Annotated in this window: 20 protein-coding genes, 1 pseudogene and 1 other annotated feature; of the genes and pseudogenes, 17 read left to right on the forward strand and 4 right to left on the reverse strand. The window is 40.0% G+C overall.

Annotated features, from left to right (window positions below; translation table 11 throughout):
* Window positions 1-180: 180 nt before the first annotated feature.
* Window positions 181-418: a binding site (T-box leader), on the forward strand.
* Window positions 419-478: 60 nt separating this feature from the next.
* The 11 genes from leuS to LI149_RS05395 all read left to right on the forward strand — a co-directional run bounded on the left by leuS (window position 479) and on the right by LI149_RS05395 (window position 8854).
* Window positions 479-2908, forward strand: coding sequence for a leucine--tRNA ligase (gene leuS / locus LI149_RS05345; protein ID WP_255642163.1), 2430 nt, complete (start codon window positions 479-481; stop codon window positions 2906-2908).
* A 311-nt stretch (window positions 2909-3219) separates the two neighbouring features.
* Entirely contained in the window at window positions 3220-3435 is a 216-nt protein-coding gene (locus LI149_RS05350; protein ID WP_227086804.1) for a hypothetical protein, read from the forward strand.
* On the forward strand, window positions 3432-3590 hold the full coding sequence (locus LI149_RS05355) for a hypothetical protein (protein ID WP_227143060.1): 159 nt from the start codon (window positions 3432-3434) through the stop codon (window positions 3588-3590). The genes LI149_RS05350 and LI149_RS05355 overlap by 4 nt, the downstream gene beginning before the upstream one ends.
* Window positions 3550-4119 (forward strand): nitroreductase family protein, encoded by a 570-nt coding sequence (locus LI149_RS05360; protein ID WP_227143061.1) that lies wholly within the window; start codon window positions 3550-3552, stop codon window positions 4117-4119. The genes LI149_RS05355 and LI149_RS05360 overlap by 41 nt, the downstream gene beginning before the upstream one ends.
* A gap of 50 nt (window positions 4120-4169) precedes the next feature.
* Window positions 4170-4919: an EFR1 family ferrodoxin gene (locus tag LI149_RS05365; protein WP_227086807.1), complete on the forward strand. Its 750-nt coding sequence runs from the start codon at window positions 4170-4172 to the stop codon at window positions 4917-4919.
* Window positions 4920-4981: 62 nt separating this feature from the next.
* The gene (locus LI149_RS05370; protein ID WP_227079206.1) at window positions 4982-5506 is read left to right on the forward strand and encodes a flavodoxin family protein; all 525 of its coding nucleotides are present in this window, start codon (window positions 4982-4984) and stop codon (window positions 5504-5506) included.
* Window positions 5499-6428 (forward strand): hypothetical protein, encoded by a 930-nt coding sequence (locus LI149_RS05375; RefSeq protein ID WP_227086808.1) that lies wholly within the window; start codon window positions 5499-5501, stop codon window positions 6426-6428. The genes LI149_RS05370 and LI149_RS05375 overlap by 8 nt, the downstream gene beginning before the upstream one ends.
* A 143-nt stretch (window positions 6429-6571) precedes the next feature.
* The gene (locus LI149_RS05380) at window positions 6572-6994 is read left to right on the forward strand and encodes a hypothetical protein (protein WP_227086809.1); all 423 of its coding nucleotides are present in this window, start codon (window positions 6572-6574) and stop codon (window positions 6992-6994) included.
* Between the two features lie 106 nt (window positions 6995-7100).
* On the forward strand, window positions 7101-7934 hold the full coding sequence (locus tag LI149_RS05385) for a DUF4299 family protein (protein WP_227086810.1): 834 nt from the start codon (window positions 7101-7103) through the stop codon (window positions 7932-7934).
* A gap of 14 nt (window positions 7935-7948) precedes the next feature.
* The gene (locus LI149_RS05390) at window positions 7949-8359 is read left to right on the forward strand and encodes an SseB family protein (RefSeq protein WP_029731333.1); all 411 of its coding nucleotides are present in this window, start codon (window positions 7949-7951) and stop codon (window positions 8357-8359) included.
* A gap of 96 nt (window positions 8360-8455) precedes the next feature.
* A complete protein-coding gene (locus LI149_RS05395; RefSeq protein ID WP_227086811.1) occupies window positions 8456-8854 on the forward strand; it encodes a VOC family protein in 399 nt (132 codons plus the stop codon).
* Between the two features lie 377 nt (window positions 8855-9231).
* Here LI149_RS05395 and LI149_RS05400 read toward each other — a convergent pair whose 3' ends face one another.
* The gene (locus tag LI149_RS05400; RefSeq protein WP_227143062.1) at window positions 9232-10560 is read right to left on the reverse strand and encodes a hypothetical protein; all 1329 of its coding nucleotides are present in this window, start codon (window positions 10558-10560) and stop codon (window positions 9232-9234) included.
* Window positions 10561-11000: 440 nt separating this feature from the next.
* On the opposite strand from LI149_RS05400, the gene LI149_RS05405 reads away from it, so the two are divergent.
* From LI149_RS05405 to LI149_RS05420, 4 genes and pseudogenes are all read left to right on the forward strand, one after another.
* Entirely contained in the window at window positions 11001-12176 is a 1176-nt protein-coding gene (locus tag LI149_RS05405) for a M20 family metallopeptidase (RefSeq protein ID WP_005334012.1), read from the forward strand.
* A gap of 39 nt (window positions 12177-12215) precedes the next feature.
* Window positions 12216-13651: pseudogene (locus LI149_RS15695) on the forward strand (MFS transporter).
* Between the two features lie 197 nt (window positions 13652-13848).
* Window positions 13849-14844, forward strand: coding sequence for a cytidine deaminase (gene cdd, locus LI149_RS05415; protein ID WP_319637994.1), 996 nt, complete (start codon window positions 13849-13851; stop codon window positions 14842-14844).
* 131 nt (window positions 14845-14975) lie between these two features.
* Window positions 14976-15368 carry a VOC family protein gene (locus LI149_RS05420; RefSeq protein ID WP_173785989.1) on the forward strand — a complete coding sequence of 131 codons (393 nt, stop codon included), beginning with the start codon at window positions 14976-14978 and terminating at the stop codon, window positions 15366-15368.
* A 117-nt stretch (window positions 15369-15485) separates the two neighbouring features.
* Here the strand turns inward: LI149_RS05420 and LI149_RS05425 are convergent, their stop codons facing one another.
* The 3 genes from LI149_RS05425 to iorA are packed head-to-tail and all read right to left on the reverse strand — an operon-like array spanning window position 15486 to window position 19196.
* The gene (locus LI149_RS05425) at window positions 15486-16721 is read right to left on the reverse strand and encodes a phenylacetate--CoA ligase family protein (RefSeq protein WP_005334005.1); all 1236 of its coding nucleotides are present in this window, start codon (window positions 16719-16721) and stop codon (window positions 15486-15488) included.
* 29 nt (window positions 16722-16750) lie between these two features.
* The gene (locus LI149_RS05430) at window positions 16751-17380 is read right to left on the reverse strand and encodes an indolepyruvate oxidoreductase subunit beta (RefSeq protein ID WP_201836436.1); all 630 of its coding nucleotides are present in this window, start codon (window positions 17378-17380) and stop codon (window positions 16751-16753) included.
* Window positions 17373-19196, reverse strand: a complete 1824-nt coding sequence (gene iorA / locus LI149_RS05435) for an indolepyruvate ferredoxin oxidoreductase subunit alpha (RefSeq protein WP_227143063.1) — start codon at window positions 19194-19196, stop codon at window positions 17373-17375. The genes LI149_RS05430 and iorA overlap by 8 nt, the downstream gene beginning before the upstream one ends.
* A 471-nt stretch (window positions 19197-19667) precedes the next feature.
* Between iorA and LI149_RS05440 the strand changes: the two genes are divergently transcribed.
* Window positions 19668-20375, forward strand: a complete 708-nt coding sequence (locus LI149_RS05440) for a response regulator transcription factor (RefSeq protein ID WP_005333997.1) — start codon at window positions 19668-19670, stop codon at window positions 20373-20375.
* 19 nt (window positions 20376-20394) lie between these two features.
* Entirely contained in the window at window positions 20395-22476 is a 2082-nt protein-coding gene (locus LI149_RS05445) for a sensor histidine kinase KdpD (RefSeq protein WP_227079100.1), read from the forward strand.
* Window positions 22477-22570 lie beyond the last annotated feature (94 nt).

Raw genomic sequence — 22570 nt, forward strand, 5'->3', positions numbered from 1 at the left:
TAACAAGTGTAAAAAACATTCAAGAATTCATGTTGGAACTTATACGTTAGATGTACAGGTGGAAAATCAGAATCCAAATTACAGATATAATTTGGATCCAGGAAACAATAGAAAACATTGAAAACTTCGGATTGAGTCTTGACTTATATTATCATTCTCCTTATAATAATGAAGAATATGAAAGAGACATGGAAGAGGAGTATTAAGAGCCTATCGTTTTCAGAGAGTTGCCGGCAGGTGCAAGGCAATGACGTAATCTCCCAACTCGCCTCGGAGTTCTTCTGCTGAACAGGTCAGACATTTATCGTAAGGGCAACATAGGCAGGAGCGGGACTTCCCGTTACAGAAGCAATGAGTGCATATGAGAATTCATATGAAGAAGAGTGGTACCACGGAATCAAGCCTTTTCGTCTCTTTGGAGATGAGAAGGCTTTCATTTTATTTTAGATGCAGTATTGCAGAAAGAGAGGAAATCAATATGTCTAAGATACCTTACAATCATAAGGCGATCGAGAAAAAGTGGCGTGACAAATGGGAAGAGAATCCGGTCAATGTCCAGTTTGATGAGAATGGAAAGAAAAAAGAAAAATATTACTGCCTGGATATGTTTCCATATCCTTCAGGTAACGGACTTCATGTAGGTCATTGGAGAGGATATGTAATCTCTGATGTATGGAGCAGATATAAATTACAGCAGGGCTATTATATCATTCATCCAATGGGCTGGGACGCATTCGGACTTCCGGCAGAGAACTACGCAATTAAGATGGGAGTTCACCCGGAGATTTCAACAGCAGCTAATATTAAAAATATTAAGCGTCAGATCAATGAAATCGCAGCTCTTTATGACTGGGATCGTGAGGTCAACACAACAGACCCGAACTTCTACAAGTGGACACAGTGGATTTTTGTAAAGATGTTCAAAGAAGGACTTGCTTATGAGAAAGAGTTCCCAATCAACTGGTGCCCATCATGTAAGACAGGTCTTGCCAATGAAGAGGTCGTAGGCGGAAAATGTGAGCGTTGTGGAGCTGAAGTTACAAAGAAGAATCTTCGTCAGTGGATGCTTCGTATCACAAAATATGCAGACAGACTTCTAAATGATCTGGACAAGCTTGACTGGCCTGAGAAAGTTAAGAAGATGCAGGCTGACTGGATTGGAAAATCATACGGTGCAGAGGTAGATTTTCCAGTAGAAGGAAGAGATGAGAAAATCACAGTTTATACAACAAGACCAGATACACTTCACGGAGCAACATTTATGGTACTGGCTCCGGAGCATGAACTTGCTAAGAGCCTTGCAACAGACGAGACAAGAGATGCAGTAGAAAAATACATTTACGATGCATCTATGAAATCTAATGTTGACCGTATGCAGGATAAAGAAAAGACAGGCGTATTTACAGGAACATATGCGATCAACCCGTTAAATGGAGCAAAAGTTCCAATTTGGTTATCTGATTATGTACTGGCTGATTACGGTACAGGAGCTATTATGTGTGTACCTGCTCATGACGATCGTGACTTCGAGTTTGCAACAAAATTCAATATCCCAATCATTCAGGTTATTGCAAAAGATGGTAAAGAGATTGAGAATATGACAGAGGCTTATACTGAAGCTGTCGGAACAATGATCAATTCCGGTGAGTGGAATGGTATGGAGTCTGCCGTACTGAAAAAAGAGGCACCACATATTATCGAGGAGAGAGGAATCGGACGCGCAACCGTAAACTACAAGCTGCGTGACTGGGTATTCTCACGTCAGAGATACTGGGGAGAGCCAATTCCGATCGTTCATTGTCCGAAGTGTGGAAATGTTCCGGTACCGGAAGAAGAATTGCCACTTCGTCTGCCAGAGGTAGAATCCTATGAGCCGACAGGAACTGGTGAATCACCGCTTGCTGCAATCGATGAGTGGGTAAACTGCAAGTGTCCACAGTGTGGCGCTGACGCTAAGAGAGAGACAAATACAATGCCACAGTGGGCAGGATCATCATGGTATTTCCTTCGTTATGTGGATAACCATAATGATAAAGAACTGGTTTCCAGAGAGAAAGCAGACGAGATGCTTCCGGTAGATATGTACATCGGTGGAGTAGAGCATGCAGTTCTTCACCTTCTGTATTCCAGATTCTATACAAAATTCCTGAACGATATCGGAGTTGTTGATTTTGATGAGCCATTCCATAAGCTGTTCAATCAGGGAATGATCACAGGAAAGAACGGAATCAAGATGAGTAAATCTAAGGGAAATGTTGTATCACCGGATGATCTTGTAAGAGATTATGGATGTGATTCCCTGAGAATGTATGAGCTTTTCGTAGGACCACCGGAGTTAGACGCAGAGTGGGATGACCGTGGAATCGACGGAGTAAACCGTTTCCTGAAACGTCTGTGGAATCTTGTTATGGACAGCAAAGATTCAGATGTAAAAGCTTCGAAAGAGATGATCAAAGAGCGTCATAAACTTGTCTATGATGTAACAACACGTCTGGAGAGCTTCAGCTTGAATACAGTCATCTCTGCATTCATGGAACACAATAATAAGCTCATCGAGATTGCTAAGAAAGAAGGCGGAATTGACAAAGAGACACTGTCAACAGCTGCAGTACTGCTTTCCCCATTTGCACCTCATGTAGCAGAGGAACTCTGGGAGCAGTTAGGACACGAAGGCAGCGTATTCAAAGCCGGATGGCCGACATATGATGAGAATGAGATGAAAGATGACGAAATCCAGGTACCTGTACAGATCAACGGTAAGACAAAAGCTGTCATCTCAGTACCAACAGACATTTCCAAAGACGATGCAATTGCAGCAGGAAAAGAAGCAATCGCAGATAAACTGACAGGAAATATCGTAAAAGAAATCTACGTTCCGAAGAAGATTATCAATATTGTAATGAAATAAGTTAAGTAATGATTAGTTAGAAATAGCATCTTAAGCTTTGCAGGAGCTTAAGGTGCTATTTTCTATATGTACAATTCAGAATTGCGATGAGTAAACTGCAAGCTGTTAATATAATCATAAATTCTTCATATGTACTGATATCTCCTGATAGACAATAAAAACTTAATACAGTATATATGGATTGTAAATCATATAGGAAAATGATAAAATTATTTATTATGAAGTAAACATTAGATAAAGGAAAGAGTTATGGTTTTTTTTCAAAGCCGGAAATTATAATTTTAAAGGAGTCAAACAGTGCAGAGGAGCATTTGGCAAAACTGGAAGAGTTACTTCCAAGAGCGACTGGGAAAGTAAAAGAGAATATTCAGAAAGAAATAATTCTCACAAAAGCAGGAATTGATGGAGAGAAGAAAGTTCTTTATGAATTAAAAAATAGTAATATGGATTTGGTGAAAAAATGTTGGAGAGAGATACGGGCGAAAGAAAAGATTACGCTGCCAGATGGTTCGATACGTTGTATATGACAAAGCAACTGGGTGAACCAACAAGGAATAAAAAACCAATCCGGTCATTCGAAGAAGTAAGAAAATATATGAACGGAATTAAAAAGAAAGCGGAAGGTGAAAAATATGGAATTGATGGAATTATTAAAGCTAAGAAGAACTTACCGGAGATTTAAGCAGGAGCCAATATCAGATGAGATCATTGATGAAATGCTGACTGCAGCCCGCTATGCGTCAAGTGCGGCAAATTTACAGCCATTAAGCTATGTTGTTGTGAAGTCGCAGGAGAAGGTAAAAGAAGTATTCGGACATACGAGATGGGCAGGTTATCTTCCGAAAGAGGAAGGGCAGCCGAAAGCCGGGGAAGAACCGGTCTTATTCATAGGAATTATAGAAAATGAAAATATCAATCGGGGGCAGTATTGTGATACAGATGCCGGACTGGCAATCAGCAATATGACATTGGCTGCATGGAGCCATGGAGTGGGAAGCTGTATTATTGGTGCGTGCGATAAAGCAGAACTTTCTAAGATGTTTGGCCTTAAAGAAGAACAGAAACTTCATACAGTTGTAGCATTTGGTTATCCGAGTCATACAAGCAAAATGGAAGACGCAAAAGACGGAAATATCAAATATTATCTTGATGAGAATAAAGATTATGTAGTACCGAAGCGAAAACTGGAAGATATCGTGAAATATTTGTAGGAGCTGACGCAGAATAGATACAAAATATCAGGATTTGGAGGAGCTATATTTTGATTCTTTATTTTTCAGGAACAGGAAACAGTAAATATATTGCAAAACGGATTGCCGAGGCAATACGGGAAAATACAGTAGATTTAAACATGAAAATAAAAGAAAATGATACATCGCCATTGCAGACTGGCAGAGATGTGATTATTGTGACACCGACTTATGCCTGGCGCATTCCAAAGATTGTATCAGAGTGGATTGATAAAACGGAATTCATTGATGGAAAACGTATCTGGTTTGTTATGAATTGTGGCAGTGAGATAGGAAATGCAGCAAAATACAATCGGAAGCTTTCAGAACAAAAGAAACTTCAATATATGGGAACAGCACGGATTCTCATGCCCGAGAATTATATTGCCATGTTTGATGCACCAAAAGCAGAAGAAGCACGGAAAATTGTAGCAAAAGCCAAACCTGATATTGAAAAAGTCATTGCATATATCAGAAATGGAAAAGAATTTTGCTTGCCACGTAATAATCTATATGACCGTTTTATGAGTGGACCGGTAAATCCTATTTTCTATAAATTTTTTGTGAAAGCCAACGCATTTCAGGCAAATGATTCTTGTATCGGTTGCGGACAATGCGTAAAAAAGTGTCCGCTTAATAATATTCACCTGGAACAGGAGAGACCTGTCTGGAGTAAAAATTGTACGCATTGCATGGCATGCATCTGTTATTGTCCGACTGAGGCGATTGAATACGGAAAGAAGAGCGTCGGAAAACCAAGATATCATTTTGAAGCTTTGTAAGAAAAATTAAAAAGTACTATTAATTAAAATGCAATTATTGAAAAGAGGGAGGAAGAGATATTATGAAAATCGTGATTATTAATGGAAGTGCCAGAAAAGGAAATACATTGACAGCAATCAATGCATTTATAAAAGGAGCGGCTGAAAAGAATGAAATCGAGGTGATTGCTCCGGATAAGTTACATATCAGCCCATGTAAAGGCTGTGGTGCCTGTCAATGTCATAAAGGCTGTGTGGATCAGGACGATACGAATCCAACGATTGATAAACTGGTGGAAGCAGATATGATTCTTTTTGCAACACCTGTATACTGGTGGGGAATGACAGCGCAGTTGAAACAGGTCATCGATAAATGCTATTGCCGCGGACTGCAGTTGAAAGAGAAAAAGATTGGGTTGATTGTAGTAGGCGGCTCACCGTTAGATAATATACAATACGAATTGATTTGTAAGCAGTTTGATTGCATGGCAAGTTATTTGTCATGGGATATGCTGTTCCAGAAATGTTATTATGCAAATGCAAGAGATGAACTTGCAAAAGATGTAGATGCAATTCAGAAGCTGGAGAATCTGGGAAAAAATGTATAATACAAAGAAAAGTATAGCATACTACCATCTTCCGGGGCTGTTCGAATTTTATGAATTGTACCGTGAATTTTTGCCTTTATTTCGCAAACATCGAGAATATTTTTATGACTGGTGTGAGATTGGCTCAATTTACGGAGCCCCGGCGGACTGTATCTGGGGTGGCGGCCGTGCCGGATTTGGAGAGCAGGAGCCGGAAGAGGTTCTGGAATTGATGCAGGAATATGGGATTTCATCCCGTCTGACATTTAGCAATTCATTACTTAGAGAGGAACATTTGTCAGATAAAAGGTGTAATGAACTTTGTGCATTATTTGAAAAGAATGTGGAAAATAAAGAGACTAAAGTAAAGAAAAACGGGGTAATTGTTTATTCAGATTTGTTGCTGGAATATTTGAAAAAGAATTATCCTGGGCTGTATTTTGTCTCGTCAACAACGAAAGTGTTGACAGATTTTGAACAGTTCTTGAATGAAGTGAATAGAAAAGATTTTCAGTATGTTGTACCGGATTTTAGGTTGAATAAATCTTTCGACAAGTTAAATACGTTGTCCCAGATGCAAAAAGATAAAGTGGAATTTTTGTGTAATGAATGCTGCTGGTTTGGCTGTAAGGACAGGAAACGCTGTTACGAAGCAGTCAGCCGCAAGAATCTGGGAGAGAACAGTTTGGAGCATCACTGTACTGCGCCGGATATAAATCATGGTTACCGTTTTTCAAAGGCAATGACTAATCCGGGGTTTATAGGAATTGATGCTATTCAAAATATCTATCTGCCAATGGGATTTTCGAATTTCAAAATCGAAGGTCGGAGCCTTGGAAGTGCTTTGATTTTGGAATTTTTGCTTTATTACATGACAAAGCCGGAGTACCAATTACATATCAGGGAAGAAATATATCTGGATAATATGCTGGATTTATTTTAGGAGAAGAAAAATGGAATCATTTGGAAAAGTTAAAGAAGAATCAAATGATGAAGGAAATGTATACTGGATTGCAGAGAACTTTGAAGAATTTTGGAAGATGTTGAAAAACTATCGAAATTAAAAGAAAAGGGAAACTAGATAAGATGCATGTAGAGATGGAAAATGTCATAAAAAAACTGGAACAGTACATTAAGGATGATGAAGTAACATATGAGTTCGATGATGCAATAGAAGAATTAGGAAAAATAGACCTTGGCTTATCGTCAGTAGAATCATTGTTAGGCTTCATGGAAAAACACTCATTTACAGACTTTGGTATGCCGGGAGAGATTACACATTATATGGAGCGGTTTTATCGGCACGGATATGAAGAACTGCTAATGAAATCCATAGAACGACGTCCGACAATACATACGCTTTTTATGATGAATCGTTTGATTAATGGAGGCGGAGATAGAGAATTCTATATGGCTCTATTGAAGAAAGTAACAGAACGAACAGACATAGAGAAGGAAATCCGAGACGTTGCACAGGAATATATAGATTTTCAGAATGAAGAAGAGTAGAAAGTTGTGTTAAGCCGGTGAAAATTGAGGCGTTATTTTCTGAATTCGAGAAAGAAGGATATGACAGCAGGCAGACATATTTGCCGGAATAAGGGGAGGATGAGTAATGTCAACAAATGTCAGGATTAAGCAGAAAGCACTTTTTAAAAAGAAATTAGAAATGAAGGATATTGTAGCCCTTACGGGTCTGGCTTACGGTGTCAGTGATGATAATTACCGCTTGATCAGAAATGAAATGGCAGAGAATACACTGATTTATGATGAAAACAGGCTTGCAAGAGGAATTGATCTATGGCTGGACGGAACAGATATTTTACTTTCTTTAAGCCTTCCTACGACCAGGAGTGAAATTCGGTTATTTTATCATGTGATTACGACGATCTGTAATGAAGTAGGCACTAAGAAATATATACGGGAAGAAGATACAGTATCGTTGAAGGACAATGAGAGGTTCGTACAGTATGATGAAGAAGCAAGTATCGGTGCATTGGAAGATTTACAGGAAAAAATCGGAAATGATGAGTATCGGAGATTTGAAATATTTGGTGTGTTCAATCCCATTTCCATTAGTTTAAAAGAAATTCAGCAGATTGGAAATAACCTGGATAGTTTTGAAAAATTTTTGTATGAGATTCAGTCGTTGGACGTATATTATGCGACTTCGAATGTATATCAGACTTCCGAAGAAAAATTAATCGGTATCTATGCAATCGTGGCAGATGTGCCGAGCGTCGTTCCGACGGAACCGTATGTTATAATGAATCAGATTGAGGGTGTGGAAGCGTGGTATGTGATGCTGAAAAAAGGTGAGGCAATCGAATATGAAGATTTTATAAATAATCTGGATATTAAGGATTATTACGATGCCAATCATGTGATTACCGTGCTGAGCGAAGCAAAGATTGATGAATTATTAAAAAAATATAAGGTGGAATTATAAACGGAGAAATATTTATGGATAGACAGGATGAAACATTGCAAGGAAATGAAAAGATAGAGGTGGCAATACAGGCTTTGCAAAAGGAAGCGACTCAGGAGCAGCTTGCACATACGCTGACTGTGATTCGAAGACGTATGAAGGACTCAGGGCAGGTAATCGTAGCGGTTGAGCCATCTATTGGAACTACGCAAATGAATCTGAAGATGATTCAGACTTCCGACGGTGCAAACTGGTGGTATGCATTTACGAGTTTTAATGAAGAAATGAAAGGTGCAGACAGTGTAAAATCGACATTTCTTGTAGATATAGATAAACTATTTGATGCAGCGCTTACTGTACCGGAGATTAAAGGGGTGATTTTGAATCCATGGAATAGGACGCTTATGTTGGATAAGGGACTGATTCGAATTATCAAACCGGAGTAAAGGAAAAATTCTTAAAAAAATAAACGTTCAAAAGAAGAAGGATTCGTTTTATAACAGTGTGAAGAAAATCCGTATGACAGAACAGGGGAGAAGTGTATGAAGCTGAGAAATGTGTTGATTGTTGTAAAGAATATCGAAAAATCTAAAAAATTTTATCATGATTTATTTGGTCTGGATACGATACTGGACAATGATGGAAACGTGATTCTGACAGAAGGGCTCGTCCTTCAGGACGAAAAAATCTGGAAAAGCTTTTTGGAAAAAGAAGTCATTCCAGAAAATAATGCCTGTGAACTTTATTTTGAAGAATCAGATATAGAAGCATTTGTAGAAAAGTTGGAAAAGTTATATCCGGACATCAAATATGTAAACCAACTGATGACTTATAGTTGGGGACAGAAGGTTGTGCGTTTTTATGATCTGGACGGAAATCTGATTGAAGTAAGGACTTTAGTACAAAAGAATTCTGAAAATAGCAAAGATGAAAATAAATAGATAAAAAATATAAATAAATTAATCAAATATATTGACAAAATAACTCGCGTATGCTAATATTAAACCATCAAATAACAGATATGAAATATAAGACAAACGCGAGTTGTAAATATTCATAAAGTTATTTGAAGTGTATCGGGAAAGAAAAAGCAGATAAGTTTAGTACCGATACTCCCCCTAGATTATGAAAGGAAGGTACGGACCACCGAACACAGAAGATTAAAGAATGAAAAAGAGAAAGGAACAATTGAAGATGATTGAACCAACACAGTAGGGGCGGATATCAATAAAATAGTTGGTATCCGCTTTTACTATGTCTATTTCACATAAATAAAAAGGAGCAACCTGCAATTTTGACAGTTTTGCTCCTATACTTTTTATAAGTTTAAGCGATATACTTTAACTGGACGACCTTTTGAAGCAGTGGAACGGGTATGTGCAATCGTGGCAGCGCCGCCATTTTCGAGATTGCGCAGGATACGGTTGGCATTACGGACAGTAACACCAAGGTGATTTGCCAGTTCATTTGTAGTTATTTCATAAGATCCATTCATTTTAACAATTGATATCAGCTTCTGGATTGTAAGTGTAGATAACTTACATTTCTCGGCAATCTGAAAGATATCGTCTGGAAGATTCTGCTGGAAACTCGGAAGCTGGGAAGAACCAAGCGGTCCGATAATCTGGTTTGACTCATTCATGACGAAGCTTCCGGTTGAACTCCAGGATTCACGTAATGCATTTTCAGCATGCTTCTTTGCTTCAGTAATACTATTTCCAATACCATACCCAATTGCTGTTGAAATGCCATAGTCATTTTTTAATGCAGAATCCAGATATTCTACTTCAAAATTTTTTGTCAGCATAGCTGCGACACGATGAGTAGTATAAATATAATAAATTTCAGATTCAGCCTGAAATACTGCATCGATCAGAAGGGCTTTTGCAACTTTCTGGACGGCATCCTGAACACTGTCATCAGATTTTTCACCGGAAGTTTTATTGCGGTCAGCAATTGCAATTGCAACCGGAAGATTTTCTCTGTATTTTTCCAGTTTAATCTGTGCAAGAAGTTCTTTAATCTGGGACTCCAGCTGATTTTTTACCGGATATAGGAAGTAGTTCGGAACGCCTTTCTCGTCCAAAAGCGGCATGGTGCTGCTGTAAGCGCACAATACCATATCAATCTTGCCGGCTTCCCAAAGTTCGATTGTCCGAAGTGCAATGTTCATCTCCACCATTGAAAAATCACCTATTGTACTTTGGCTAGCCCATTTATCCATTGTTAAAGCAAGATTATTAAGATCCATTTCATGAATCAGATAATCGGCAGTGGCTTCAACCGGGTGCTCAGGATCTTTTACGATTGGAAGCATAAAGTCGAAAATACATCTTGTCGGATCCAGGTCTCTCCGCTCAAGAAAAAGCTTGACCAGGGCATGGTAAAAAGAAATCAGGTCAGCATGAAAGGAGATGACTGGTTTCTGGAATTCCCCAATATGATGTTCGATTGCTGCCATGGCAGTCGTTCCGCTTATCATAAATCCATCAGCAGTTTTTTCATATTTTCTATAAATATCTGTAATGTGATCAAAATTCGTATAATCTGCAATGGTCACAGTACAGTCTTCTTTAAAATCTTCAAATGCCTTTTCAACAAAAGGATGAAGGTATTTACTTGTGATAATCACGATTTTTTGTTTCATAGTACTCGCCTCCCTTGTATATTCTAATTGAAATGTGCGCATAATTCAAGTGACTAAATGAAATATTGCACAGTTTTTTTGACTTAAATATGGGATAATTGCACAAAATGTCAATCACTGATTAAAATTATCAAATATAGTGTAAAAATGATTGACGATTTTATCAAGCATTGCTATAATTATGCCATAAATATTCCATAAGTATTCTGTAAATATTCTTGAAGTATTCCAGAAATGTGCTGGATATGTTCCATAAATAACATTTACAGAAATTAAGATTGGTTTGAAGGGAAAAGGTGACTGTTGTGAATAGAATAAATGGGAGTAATTTCACACAGCTGAATCAGGTTACAAAGGGGTAAGAACGTGTAAGGCATGAGTCTGCCCCTTGTTTTGCGTAAATGTATATTTACGTGTCCATATAAAAAGGAGGAACCAATATGAACTATTATGAAAGAGCTCAGGAGCTCAACGAAGAAACGATTGCAAATCGTCGCTACTTCCACACAAATGCAGAGGTTGGTCTTGATATGCCAAAAGCAAAGGCATATGTTATGAAAAAGCTTACTGAGTATGGGCTGGAACCTAAGGAGTGTGGTTATGGAGTTACCGCGACATTAGGTCACGGCGGAAAATGTATTATGCTTCGTGCAGACATGGATGCTCTTCCGATGCCGGAAGAAAGTGGAGAACCATTTGCATGTCCAACAGGAAAAGAAGCTCACGCATGTGGACATGACTTCCATGCAGCTATGCTTCTTACAGCAGCTAAGATGCTTAAAGAGAATGAGTCTGAACTGGAAGGAACAGTTAAATTTATGTTCCAGCCGGCTGAGGAGAACTTCCTGGGAAGCAAGAATATGATTGAAAATGGTATTTTAGAGAATCCGAAGGTAGATGCAGCCCTTGCTTATCATGTGGCAGCAGGAAAAATGCCGGTAGGAATCTATATGTATAATGACAACGGAACTATGATGTATTCTGTAGATGGATTCCAGATCGATATCAAAGGAAAAGGTTCTCACGGAGCTTATCCACAGAATTCTATCGATCCGATCAACATTGGAGTTCATGTATATCTTGCATTAGAAGCTATCATGGCAAGAGAGGTTGATCCTACCAAAGCATGCGTTATGACAGTAGGTCAGTTCCAGGGTGGAACAGCTGAGAATATTATTCCGGATGTTGCAACACTGAAAGGAACAATCAGAAGTAATGATAAGCAGGCAAGAGAGCTTATGGTCCGCAGAATGAAAGAGGTTGCAACAAAGACAGCAGAAAGTTATGGTGGAACTGCTGAGATTACAATGCTTTCAGAAGTACCGCCACTTATCTGTGATCCAAAACTTACAGATGAATTTGTAGGATATATGAAGGAAATGAATATTCCGGGAATGATGCCTTATCCAGGAATTTCTGCAAGTGCTTCAGAGGATTTTGCATCAATCGCAGAAAAGGTTCCATCAACATTTATGTATCTGTCAGCAGGATATCCGGATGAGAGAGGTCAGTACGGAGCTCATAATCCAAAGGTTCAGTTTAATGAGGGTGTATGCCCGATCGGACCAAGCTGTCTGGCATACTGCGCAACTCAGTGGTTAAAAAATAACAAATAAATTAATCTAAAGAAAAATGAGAGAAAAGGAGTAATTATCATGGCAAACGAACAACAACAAACACAGCCACAGGTAGCAATTCCGCTTCCGAAGGGCAAAAAGAATGCAGTTCAGATTGGATGTATCTGTATGATGCTTTCCGTAGCAATGTATGGACTTGTATTCGCAACTCTGACATCTCCAATCCTGGAGAGCGTTAACGCAATGGGATATGTATCCCTGTTCTCTATTTTTGCCGGAATGGGAGTATCCATTATGACTCCTATCGGTGGAAAACTTGGAGATTTAATTGGACGTAGAAATATTGTAGTGATTCCTGGAATCATCTGCGCAGTATGCGGTATTGCATTTGCATTTGTACGTTCCTTAGTACCACTTATGATTCTTCGTCTTTTAATCGGATTTGCACAGGGTGCATTTACAGCAGCTCCATACATCATTGCTGGTCTGATCAATGAGAGAAAAGATGTTCCAAAGGCAATGGGTATGCTGGCAACAGCAATCGCTGTGGAGGATTCGGTGGAAGTATTATTGCAGGTATCCTGACAGATATGGGACTTTTAAAAGTTGCAATCCTTATGCCGGCAGTACCACTTATTCTTGGAGTAGTATTGATTGGTATGAATATGCCAAATGTTAAGAGAGAAGGAAAAGTTGCAATTGACATTCCTGGTATCATCGCACTTGTAGTAGCACTTGCAGGTATCCTTCTTGCCCTGAACTTCGGTTCATCTATGGGATGGGGAAATCCGGCAATTATCGCAGGTTTCGTAATCGGTATCGTAGCATTAGTTGTACTTGTAAAAATTGAAGGAAAATCAGCAGAGCCGCTGATTCCTCTGAAACTGTTCAAAAACTCACAGTATACAGTACTTCTGATCGTTGGATTTATCTGCTACTTCTATCAGAGTGCTATGAACGTATACGCACCAATCGGAGCTATGAGAGTTATGGGAGCTTCCACAAGTGCAGCAGGAGCTCTTCAGATGCCACGTACAATCATCACAATCTTCCTGCCAACAATGGCAGGTGTATGGGTTGGTAAGAAAGCATCTAATGCTTGGAAAGCTATGGTAGTTGGAACATTATTCGTAGCAGTGCCAATGGCAGTTATGGGATTCACAACACCAAGTACATCAATCATCATTTACTTCGTAGCACTGACAATCACAGGTATTGCTGAGAGTTACCGTTCCGTAGCTATCACACCAAGTGCACAGGCAACATTACAGCCGGCTGATATGGGTGTAGGTACATCACTTGTAAACTTCGTAAACTCACTTGCAAACACAATTGCAGCAGCAGTATTCGGAGCTGCTTACAACTTAAGTACAGCAGCAGATCCTACAAATGTTGCATATATTCAGAATGGTGTGAATTCAGTATTCCGTCTTGCAGCAATCGTAGCAGTAATCGGTCTTGTACTTGTAATCTTCGTAGTAAGACCTAAGATGACAGCAAAAAAAGCTGAGTAAAAATCATAAAATAGAATCGTAAGATTTTAGAATTAAAACAAATAAAGACACAAAAAATACGGCGGGGTGATCCTGCCGTATTTTCTTTGTTGCCAAGCATACGACAAAAAGGTCCGGTGGACCTTTTTTAGTATAATAGGAAATCGTATTTCCTATTATGCTAAAAAGCCTCCGGCAGGATGGCATGAAGTATCATTATGGTTACCGGATGTGGAAAGTCTAATATTATGAAACTGGAAGATACTTTTGATATGTGTTACTATGATTATATTAAAATTGGGATTCAGATTCTTGAATTATACACAAAAATAATTGAAAGGTATGATTTTATGAGACGAAAAGACAGAGAGATTACAGATAAACAGGATATATTAGAAGTTATGAAAAAATGTGATGTGTGCAGGATAGCACTTCACAACGGAGATTATCCATACATCGTTCCGCTAAATTTTGGACTTCAGGTAGAAAATGATATGCCGGTACTTTATTTTCACGGGGTACTGGAAGGAAAAAAATACGAGTTAATAGAAAAAGACAACCGGGCATCTTTCGAAATGGACTGTGGACATCAGTTGATTTTGGATAAAGCTCAGGGAAACTGCGCCATGGAGTATGAAAGTGTAATTGGTCAGGGATATATCGAGATGCTTAACGAAGAAGAAAAGTACGAGGCATTAAGGATATTAATGAAGCAGTACCGGAGAGAAGATTTTCCGTTCAATGAAAAAGTGATTCCAATGACAGCGGTATTCCGCCTCAGGGTAGAATCCATGACCGGAAAAAGAAGGACGAAGAAGAGCAATAAATTGAAAATATATGCCATGAATGCTATCGATAATGCCTATGCACCATATTCTGATTTTAAAGTCGGAGCATGCGTCGAATTAACTGACGGGCAATATATAACCGGTTCCAATGTCGAAAATGCATCATATGGACTTTCAAATTGCGCAGAACGAAGCGCCATATTTGCAGCATATTCCAGAGGCTATCGGAAAGAAGATATCAAGGCCATGGCAATTACTACCCATGCAGAAAAACTCACCATGCCTTGCGGAGCCTGCCGCCAGGTACTAAGTGAACTTCTCCTGCCAGACACACCAATCCTCATCGCCAATGACAAAGAAGAAAAAATCCTCACCATGCGTGAACTCTTGCCATACAGCTTCGGTGAAGATGACCTGAAGAAATAATTAGCAATGTAAAGTGATTTTTATAATTTTGCAGGTGGGTGGCAGCGAAGTTGTATTTTTGGAACTGGCAGTAGCAACAATCGGCAAGTATGGTATATAATATATAAGGATAGAGAGGTGAAACCTAAAAAATGAAATTTGCAACGATTCATCATGTGGCAATCATAGTTTCTGATTATGAGAAATCGAAAGACTTTTATGTGAACAAGCTGGGATTTGCGGTTGTGCGAGAGAACTTTCGTATAGAACGGAATGACTGGAAACTGGATTTGCGTGTTGGTGAGGGTGCTGATGCGATTGAACTGGAGATCTTCGCAGAGCCGAACCCTCCTAAGCGCGTGAATCGACCGGAAGCTTGCGGTCTGCGGCATTTGGCATTCCGGGTGGATGATGTGGAAGCTACTGTAGCAGAACTGGAACAGATGGGGATAGGATGCGAACCGATTCGATTGGACAGCTACACCAAAAAGAAGATGACATTTTTCTTTGATCCAGATGGTTTGCCGTTGGAGCTGCATGAATAAAAAACAACACCCTCATAGCCAAGAGGATTTGTAAATTTTCTTGGCTATGAGGGTGTTTCATTGAACCGTTTCTGACATTGAACCTAGCAGCCGGCAATTTATTGCATAAAATTACATTTACTCATATCTCTCATCAATCACACGTTTCGTCTTCTTCTCACTTCTCGGAAGCAGTCCGATCTCAACGACTTTTACAAGTGGTGTGAATCCGATGCGGCTCTTAACTACGGAAGCAATTCGTTTGCTCAGATCCTGGAAGTCTACTGTTCCATTTGTCTCAACATAGATACGCATGGTATCTTTTCCGTCCAGATGTGAGATACGAATCTGATATTCGCTGGAAACTTCAGAGAATTCTTTCAGAATCTCCTCAATCTGACTTGGGAATACATTGACACCTTTAATCTTCATCATGTCATCAGTACGTCCCATGATTGTATCAAGACGTGGGAATTTGCTTCCACAAGGGCATTCTCCCGGAATGATACGTGACAGGTCATGAGTACGGTAACGGATCAGAGGTGCACCTTCTTTTACAAGAGTCGTGATGACGATTTCGCCAAGTTCTCCGTCCGGCAGGACTTTTCCAGTTACCGGATCAATGATTTCAATGTAAATGTAATCGTCCCAGTAATGCATACCACAGTCGTGTGAGCAGCTGATTCCGATTCCTGGACCGTAAATCTCAGTCAGACCGTAGATATCGTAGATTTCAATTCCAAGCTCTCTCTTGATGCGGTTTCTCATTTTTTCGCCCCAACGCTCGGAGCCAATGATTCCCTTTTTTAAGTGAATCTTATCTTTAATTCCACGTTTCTCGATTTCCTCTGCCAGAAGAAGTGCGTAGGAAGAAGTGGAGCCAAGAACAGTTGTCTTCATATCCATCATCATCTGAAGCTGTTTGTCGGTGTTTCCGGGTCCCATAGGAACGACCATAGCGCCCAGTTTTTCAGCGCCGGCCTGAAAACCGATTCCGGCAGTCCACAGTCCATATCCCGGTGTGATCTGAATACGATCCATGTTCGTCATGCCTGCCATTTCGTAGCAGCGCTTGAACATGATTGCCCAGTCATCCACATCTTTTGCTGTATATGGAATAATGACCGGAAGCCCGGTTGTTCCGGAAGAAGAGTGGATTCGAACAATTTTTTCTTCAGGAGCAGTCATAAGTCCAAGTGGGTAAGCGTTTCTTAAATCATTCTTTTCAGAAAATGGAAGATTTTCGAAATCTTCTGCGGACTGAATGCTGGATACGCCAGCTTCTTTTAATTTTTTTCCATAGAAATTATTGGCATTTAATAAAGCCTGAATCTGCTGGTTAACTTGTGCAATTTGATTTGATGAAATCTGCATAGTGATAAATCCTTTCTATGTTATATAATTTATGCGTAACGTAGTGCTTTTAAATTCATTTCATGGAATTTCTCCGGCAAGGTCTTTTTCATTACTTCTTCTATTTCCTCAAGGGAAAAATCTAAAACTCCGGTGCGGATAGCTGCACCTAAAAGTACCATGTTCAATACTTTCTGAGAACCGATTTCCCGACAGATAGTATCTGCATCAATAAGGGTTAGATTTTCCACATGTTCCTTCAGGTAATCGATCATAGGAGGCGCGTCGTAGGAAGAGCCGCTTAGTGTTGCGGTAACTGGTTTGATTGCGTGGTTACTGACGACAACCTGCCCATGTTCTTTCAGGTAAGGCAGCATTCGTACCGTCTCTCCAGGTTCAAAGCCAATGATAAGATCGGCAGTTCCGGTTTTAATCATCGGGGAATATAGATTTTTTCCCATACGCAAATGACTGAAAACGCTGCCGCCACGCTGTGCCATACCGATGGTTTCAGCACTCATGACAGGAATGTCTTTACTCATAGCTGCTGCTGCAAGGAGCTTGGAAGCAAGAACGGTTCCCTGACCGCCGACACCACACAGAACAATATTTTTGTTTGTTGCTATATTGAAAGTGTTTATAACATTTGATGTAGTTGTATTATTTACGATATTATTCATGATCGTCACCTCCTGCAATTGCACAGACCGGGCACACCTGGCTGCAAAGCCGGCAGCCGGTACACATAGAAGCGTCAATGCAGATTTTTTCATCATTCATCACAATCGCCGGACAACCCAGATCACGGATACATTTTTTACAGCCGATACAGGAACCCTGATCGACATGAAGCGGAGCTTTTGGCTTGGTAACGGCAATACAAGGAGCTTTGAAAATGATTGCTCTTACGCCGGATTTTTCTGCCATGCGTTTAACACAAGAAACAGAAGCTTCCAGTTCCAGAGGATTGATGGTCTCGATCTCGGTGACACCAATTCCTCGCAGTACCTGTTCAATATTGATTTTCTGGACAATTTCTCCCATGACGGTCCGTCCGGTGCCAGGGTGTGGCTGGTGGCCGGTCATGGCAGTTGTAGAGTTGTCGAGAACAACGAGTACCATATTTGCCTGATTGTAGACTGCATTTACTACGCCGGTGATCGCGGAGGCGAAAAATGTAGAATCGCCCACGAATGCAAAGCAGGTGGTATCGGGTTCTACTTTTTCTACGCCCTGTGCAATATTGAGTCCGGCGCCCATGCACAGACAAGTATCGACCATGTCAAGAGGCATGGCATTCCCAAGTGTATAACAGCCGATGTCACCGCAGAAAATCGTTTTCTTACCTTTCATGGCAGTTTTGACTGCGTAGAAAGAAGCCCGGTGCGGACAGCCGGCACACAGAACCGGAGGACGTACAGGCAGAGCCGGAGGCTCTGGAAGTTCCTGTGCTTTTGACGTGTCTAATCCAAGAAATGTATGGATATAATTAGAAACGCTGTCTCGTGTATTTTCTCCGGCACAGGCAGTATCACCGCTCAGCTTGCCAATGATCTTCGTATTTAAATGATATTTCCCGCAAATATAAATTAATTCACGTTCGATGACTGGATCTAATTCTTCCAGACAGAGCACTTCGTCCAGTCCGGTTAAGAACTCGACTGCCAGTTTCTCAGGAAACGGGTGCGGTGTAGAGACTTTCAGATGGCGTACCATACCAGTCTCTTTTAATGTCTCCATAGCGTATGTATAGCTGATTCCTCCGGAAGCAATCCCTTTTTTTGAGTCGGCATATTTGTCACAAGCCGGAATCAGTTTGTTCTTTTCATAAGAAGAAAAAACATCGGAAAGCTCTTTGTTCCGGGCTTCAATTTTCTGATGATTCATAAAAGACAGTTTCGGGAAAATGACCCAGCGCTTGGAATCCTTGATAAAGCCTTCCGGTTTGTTGTGGTAGTATTCGGATTTATCCTTGATATCGATGGTTGCATAGCCATGACAGACTCTTGTGGTCGGACGGAGGAATACCGGTGTTTTATATTTTTCGGAGTATTCAAATGCTTCCTGAATCATCTCATAAGCTTCCTGGGCGGAAGAAGGGTCGAAACAAGGGAGCTTGGAAAATCTGGAAAAATGTCTTGTATCCTGATCGGTCTGGGAAGAAATCGGTCCCGGATCATCGGCAACGAGAATGACCATGCCACCTTTGACTCCAACATATTCCAAACTCATAAGTGGATCAGATGCAACATTTAAACCGACCTGCTTCATAGTGACGAGAGAACGCGCTCCGGCGTAAGCAGCGCCGGCAGCCAGTTCCATAGCGGCTTTTTCATTGACAGACCATTCTACATAGACATCATCCGGGCGGTATTTTGCGACTGTCTCAAGAACCTCGGTAGAAGGTGTTCCAGGGTAACCTGCGACCACATTTACACCGGCAGCTACAGCGCCGAGCGCGATGGCGGCATTACCCATTAAGAATTCTTTATGCATAAATTCACCTCATATTATTTTTATAGGTATGATAGCAATGAGATTATGAAAACAGACGAACCTCATAGCAATCGAAATATATAAAAACAGTATAGTACGTTAAAGCGAGAAATTCAATTGTAGAATCTTTAGAAAATCTTTCGAATTTCTGCATGCTGTTTTTTAATATTCATTTTTATGATATTTAAAACAAGAGAAATTATATATCAGCTGGAAGATGACTCACACCTCTATAGGTGGTGAGAAACAAGCTGGTATCAGTGGTGGGAGTCATCTTCCAGCTGATATAGCCTCCGGCAGGATTGCAGAGGTGCGCAGTAGAAGTATGTCATGCAATTGCATGACGCGCACCTCGCAGCAAGAATGCCGAGGCATTCTTGAAATCTTGAAGAAAAGTGAAAAAGGAGGAGTCGGATATGATATACTTGGAAAAGCAATTAAGGTGTTGGAAAGTGAGAGGAATATAAAAATATGGAAATGAATCATGTGTTGATCGTTGAAGACGATAAGGAAATCCGGGAGGGTGTTGAGATATATTTGAAAAGCCAGGGATATGTAGTATTCCAGGCGGCAGACGGAGTTGAGGGACTGGAAGTAATTGAGAAGGAAGAAATACATCTGGCAATTGTGGATGTGATGATGCCAAGAATGGACGGGATCCAGATGACGGTAAAGCTTCGGGAAAAATACGATTTTCCGGTGATTTTTCTGTCTGCAAAATCAGAAGAAGTGGATAAGATCATGGGGCTTAATATGGGAGCTGATGATTATGTAACAAAACCATTTACTCCATTGGAGCTGCTTGCAAGAGTAAATTCACAGCTTCGCAGATACCGGAGATTTATGGAAAAATTAGGAGACAAAGAAAAGACGCAGAACATTCACGTGATCGGAGGTCTTGAACTAGATGAAGAACGAGTGGAAGTTCGTGTGGATGGGGAGCTTGTAAAAGTAACTCCGATGGAATATAAAATTTTATTATTGTTAATGAAGAATCCTGGAAGGGTGTTCTCTGCAGACGAGATTTATGAACGTGTGTGGAATGAACGTGCAGTCAACACAGACACGATCATGGTGCATGTGCGAAATATTCGTGAGAAAATTGAGATTAACCCGAAGGAACCAAAATATTTGAAGGTGGTGTGGGGAGTTGGATACAAAATTGAAAAACAGGCATAAATTAGCTATATTTTTTATCATGATTACAATATTGATTCCATCATTGGCAATGATGACCGGGTATTTTGGCTGGTATCAGATGAAAACTGAGACGAAGACAAAAGCATTTAAAAATGCAGAGAAATCGTCAGATTTTCTGGGACATTTTCTGGAGAGTACGTATCTGCTCTATAATACAGAAAGTGGAAGAAAGTACGCAGATGATGTTGAAAAATCTCTGTATGATTCCTACAATGCAGAAATGTCAGAGTATTCACATTTTAATTCTTATCTGGACTATCGGGTGCTTGATGAAAATGGCGGTGATGTTGAAAAAAGTACGGTCAGTTCAGGAAAGAATCTGACAGAAAGCAATCTAAAAAATTATGCCATTGGAATGATTATTTCGTATGATGCAAATGGGAAACCAAGTGTCAACATTAAGAAAAGTGATTATGCAAAAGAACAAACAGTAACCATGAGAAAGCTTATCGGGAATTATTTTCAGGACAGCTGGCTGTCTTATTGTGAAGTGACGATTTATCCTGATACGGATGAGGATTATGAGGAAGCATCCTTGCAGACACCGAAGAACCGAACATACTTGTTTGCAATGTCAACGGAGAATCTGAAGGAGTATATCAATGATTATAAAATCGGAAATCCGGATTCGTATTACGCACCAGATGAAATGAATAATACAATTTTGTTGTGGATGCTGGCTGTAGCAGCTGCGGCATGGCTATATCCTTGCTTCAAGACTTTTCAGACGGGAAATGAAAAAATCTTCCATTCTCCGTTGGAGGTGACTGTGATTGCAGCTTTTGTGATGATTGAAGTCTTGATGAATCAAAGCGGAGCATTGTTAAGCCGGACGAAAGGGTATCCGGATTTCTTAGACTGGATGGTGTGGCTCGGAACATTTGCAGCCACATACTGGATCGCAGCGAGCCTTAGAAGAGTCATACCGCTGGGAATAAAAGGATACTTGAAACAGCAGACCATGGTCGGACGCCATTGGAAGAAAATCAAAACGATAGGGAGCAACGGAGAAGATACTGCAAAATCTCTTGGAAAAAGATTTAAAGCATTTGTTGCAAAAGTATGGAAATCGCTGCAGGAAGTAGATTTGACGGATAAGAGCAACAAAATTTTACTCAGAATCGTTATTTGCAACTTTGCTGTATTATTTTTAGTATGTCTTTTCTGGGACTATCGCATGCAGGCACTTGTCATATATTCCATTATATTATTCTTCATTTTGCGGAAATATTACAAAGACATAAAGCGAAAATACGCCAGACTTTTAGAAGCAACCGGAGAATTGGCAAAAGGCAACATGAATGTGGAAATCAAGGAAAATCTTGGCATGTTCAATCCATTTAAACCAGAGATTGAAAAGATTCAGGAAGGCTACAAAAAAGCAGTGGAAGAGGAAATAAAAAGCCAGCGTATGAAGACAGAACTCATTACAAATGTGTCCCACGATCTGAAAACGCCACTGACAGCAATCATTACTTATGTTAATCTTCTGAAAGATGAAAAAGACGAAGAGAAAAAGAAAGAGTATGTCGATGTGCTGGAACGAAAATCCATGCGCCTGAAGGTATTGATTGAAGATTTGTTCGATATCAGTAAGGCAAGCAGCAAAAATGTAACATTGAATCTGACAGATGTTGATGTTGTGAACCTGTTTAAACAGGTGAAACTGGAACTGGATGAAAAGATTGAAAAAACAGATCTGGAATTCAAATGTAATTATCCGGAAGAAAAGATGACAGCTGTTCTGGATGGACAAAAGACATACCGGATCTTTGAAAACCTAATCGTGAACGTTACCAAATACGCAATGCCACATACAAGGGTATTTGTGGATATTTTCAGAGAAGAAAATGAAATCGTAGTACAGATGAAAAATGTTTCGAAAGATGAATTGACATTCAATCCACAGGAGATTACCGAGCGTTTTGTACGCGGTGATGAATCCAGAAATTCCGAGGGCTCCGGTCTGGGACTTGCAATCGTAAGAAGCTTTACAGAACTGCAAGGTGGATATTTTCATGTTGAGACAGAGGCAGATCTGTTTAAGGCAGAGATACGGTGGCCGTGGAAAAATAAATAAGACAATTAATACAATTTCAATTGGGGACGGGGTTTTTTGAAAAACAATGTCATTAAGTTAAGGATTTTAGTAGTGTGAAAAGTAGTTTTTTACT

This window comes from Dorea sp. 210702-DFI.3.17, assembly GCF_020560825.1.
In the GTDB taxonomy this organism is placed as follows: Bacteria; Bacillota; Clostridia; order Lachnospirales; family Lachnospiraceae; genus Dorea; species Dorea formicigenerans.

What these genes read in the sequence shown, in the direction of transcription:
- leuS (WP_255642163.1), top strand. Translation starts at nt 479, where the DNA reads ATGTCTAAGATACCTTACAATCATAAGGCGATCGAGAAAAAGTGGCGT.
- LI149_RS05355 (WP_227143060.1), top strand. Translation starts at nt 3,432, where the DNA reads ATGACAAAGCAACTGGGTGAACCAACAAGGAATAAAAAACCAATCCGG.
- LI149_RS05360 (WP_227143061.1), top strand. Translation starts at nt 3,550, where the DNA reads ATGGAATTATTAAAGCTAAGAAGAACTTACCGGAGATTTAAGCAGGAG.
- LI149_RS05370 (WP_227079206.1), top strand. Translation starts at nt 4,982, where the DNA reads ATGAAAATCGTGATTATTAATGGAAGTGCCAGAAAAGGAAATACATTG.
- LI149_RS05375 (WP_227086808.1), top strand. Translation starts at nt 5,499, where the DNA reads ATGTATAATACAAAGAAAAGTATAGCATACTACCATCTTCCGGGGCTG.
- LI149_RS05380 (WP_227086809.1), top strand. Translation starts at nt 6,572, where the DNA reads ATGCATGTAGAGATGGAAAATGTCATAAAAAAACTGGAACAGTACATT.
- LI149_RS05385 (WP_227086810.1), top strand. Translation starts at nt 7,101, where the DNA reads ATGTCAACAAATGTCAGGATTAAGCAGAAAGCACTTTTTAAAAAGAAA.
- LI149_RS05390 (WP_029731333.1), top strand. Translation starts at nt 7,949, where the DNA reads ATGGATAGACAGGATGAAACATTGCAAGGAAATGAAAAGATAGAGGTG.
- LI149_RS05395 (WP_227086811.1), top strand. Translation starts at nt 8,456, where the DNA reads ATGAAGCTGAGAAATGTGTTGATTGTTGTAAAGAATATCGAAAAATCT.
- LI149_RS05400 (WP_227143062.1), bottom strand. Translation starts at nt 10,560, where the DNA reads ATGAAACAAAAAATCGTGATTATCACAAGTAAATACCTTCATCCTTTT.
- LI149_RS05405 (WP_005334012.1), top strand. Translation starts at nt 11,001, where the DNA reads ATGAACTATTATGAAAGAGCTCAGGAGCTCAACGAAGAAACGATTGCA.
- cdd (WP_319637994.1), top strand. Translation starts at nt 13,849, where the DNA reads ATGGTTACCGGATGTGGAAAGTCTAATATTATGAAACTGGAAGATACT.
- LI149_RS05420 (WP_173785989.1), top strand. Translation starts at nt 14,976, where the DNA reads ATGAAATTTGCAACGATTCATCATGTGGCAATCATAGTTTCTGATTAT.
- LI149_RS05425 (WP_005334005.1), bottom strand. Translation starts at nt 16,721, where the DNA reads ATGCAGATTTCATCAAATCAAATTGCACAAGTTAACCAGCAGATTCAG.
- LI149_RS05430 (WP_201836436.1), bottom strand. Translation starts at nt 17,380, where the DNA reads ATGAATAATATCGTAAATAATACAACTACATCAAATGTTATAAACACT.
- iorA (WP_227143063.1), bottom strand. Translation starts at nt 19,196, where the DNA reads ATGCATAAAGAATTCTTAATGGGTAATGCCGCCATCGCGCTCGGCGCT.
- LI149_RS05440 (WP_005333997.1), top strand. Translation starts at nt 19,668, where the DNA reads ATGGAAATGAATCATGTGTTGATCGTTGAAGACGATAAGGAAATCCGG.
- LI149_RS05445 (WP_227079100.1), top strand. Translation starts at nt 20,395, where the DNA reads ATGATTACAATATTGATTCCATCATTGGCAATGATGACCGGGTATTTT.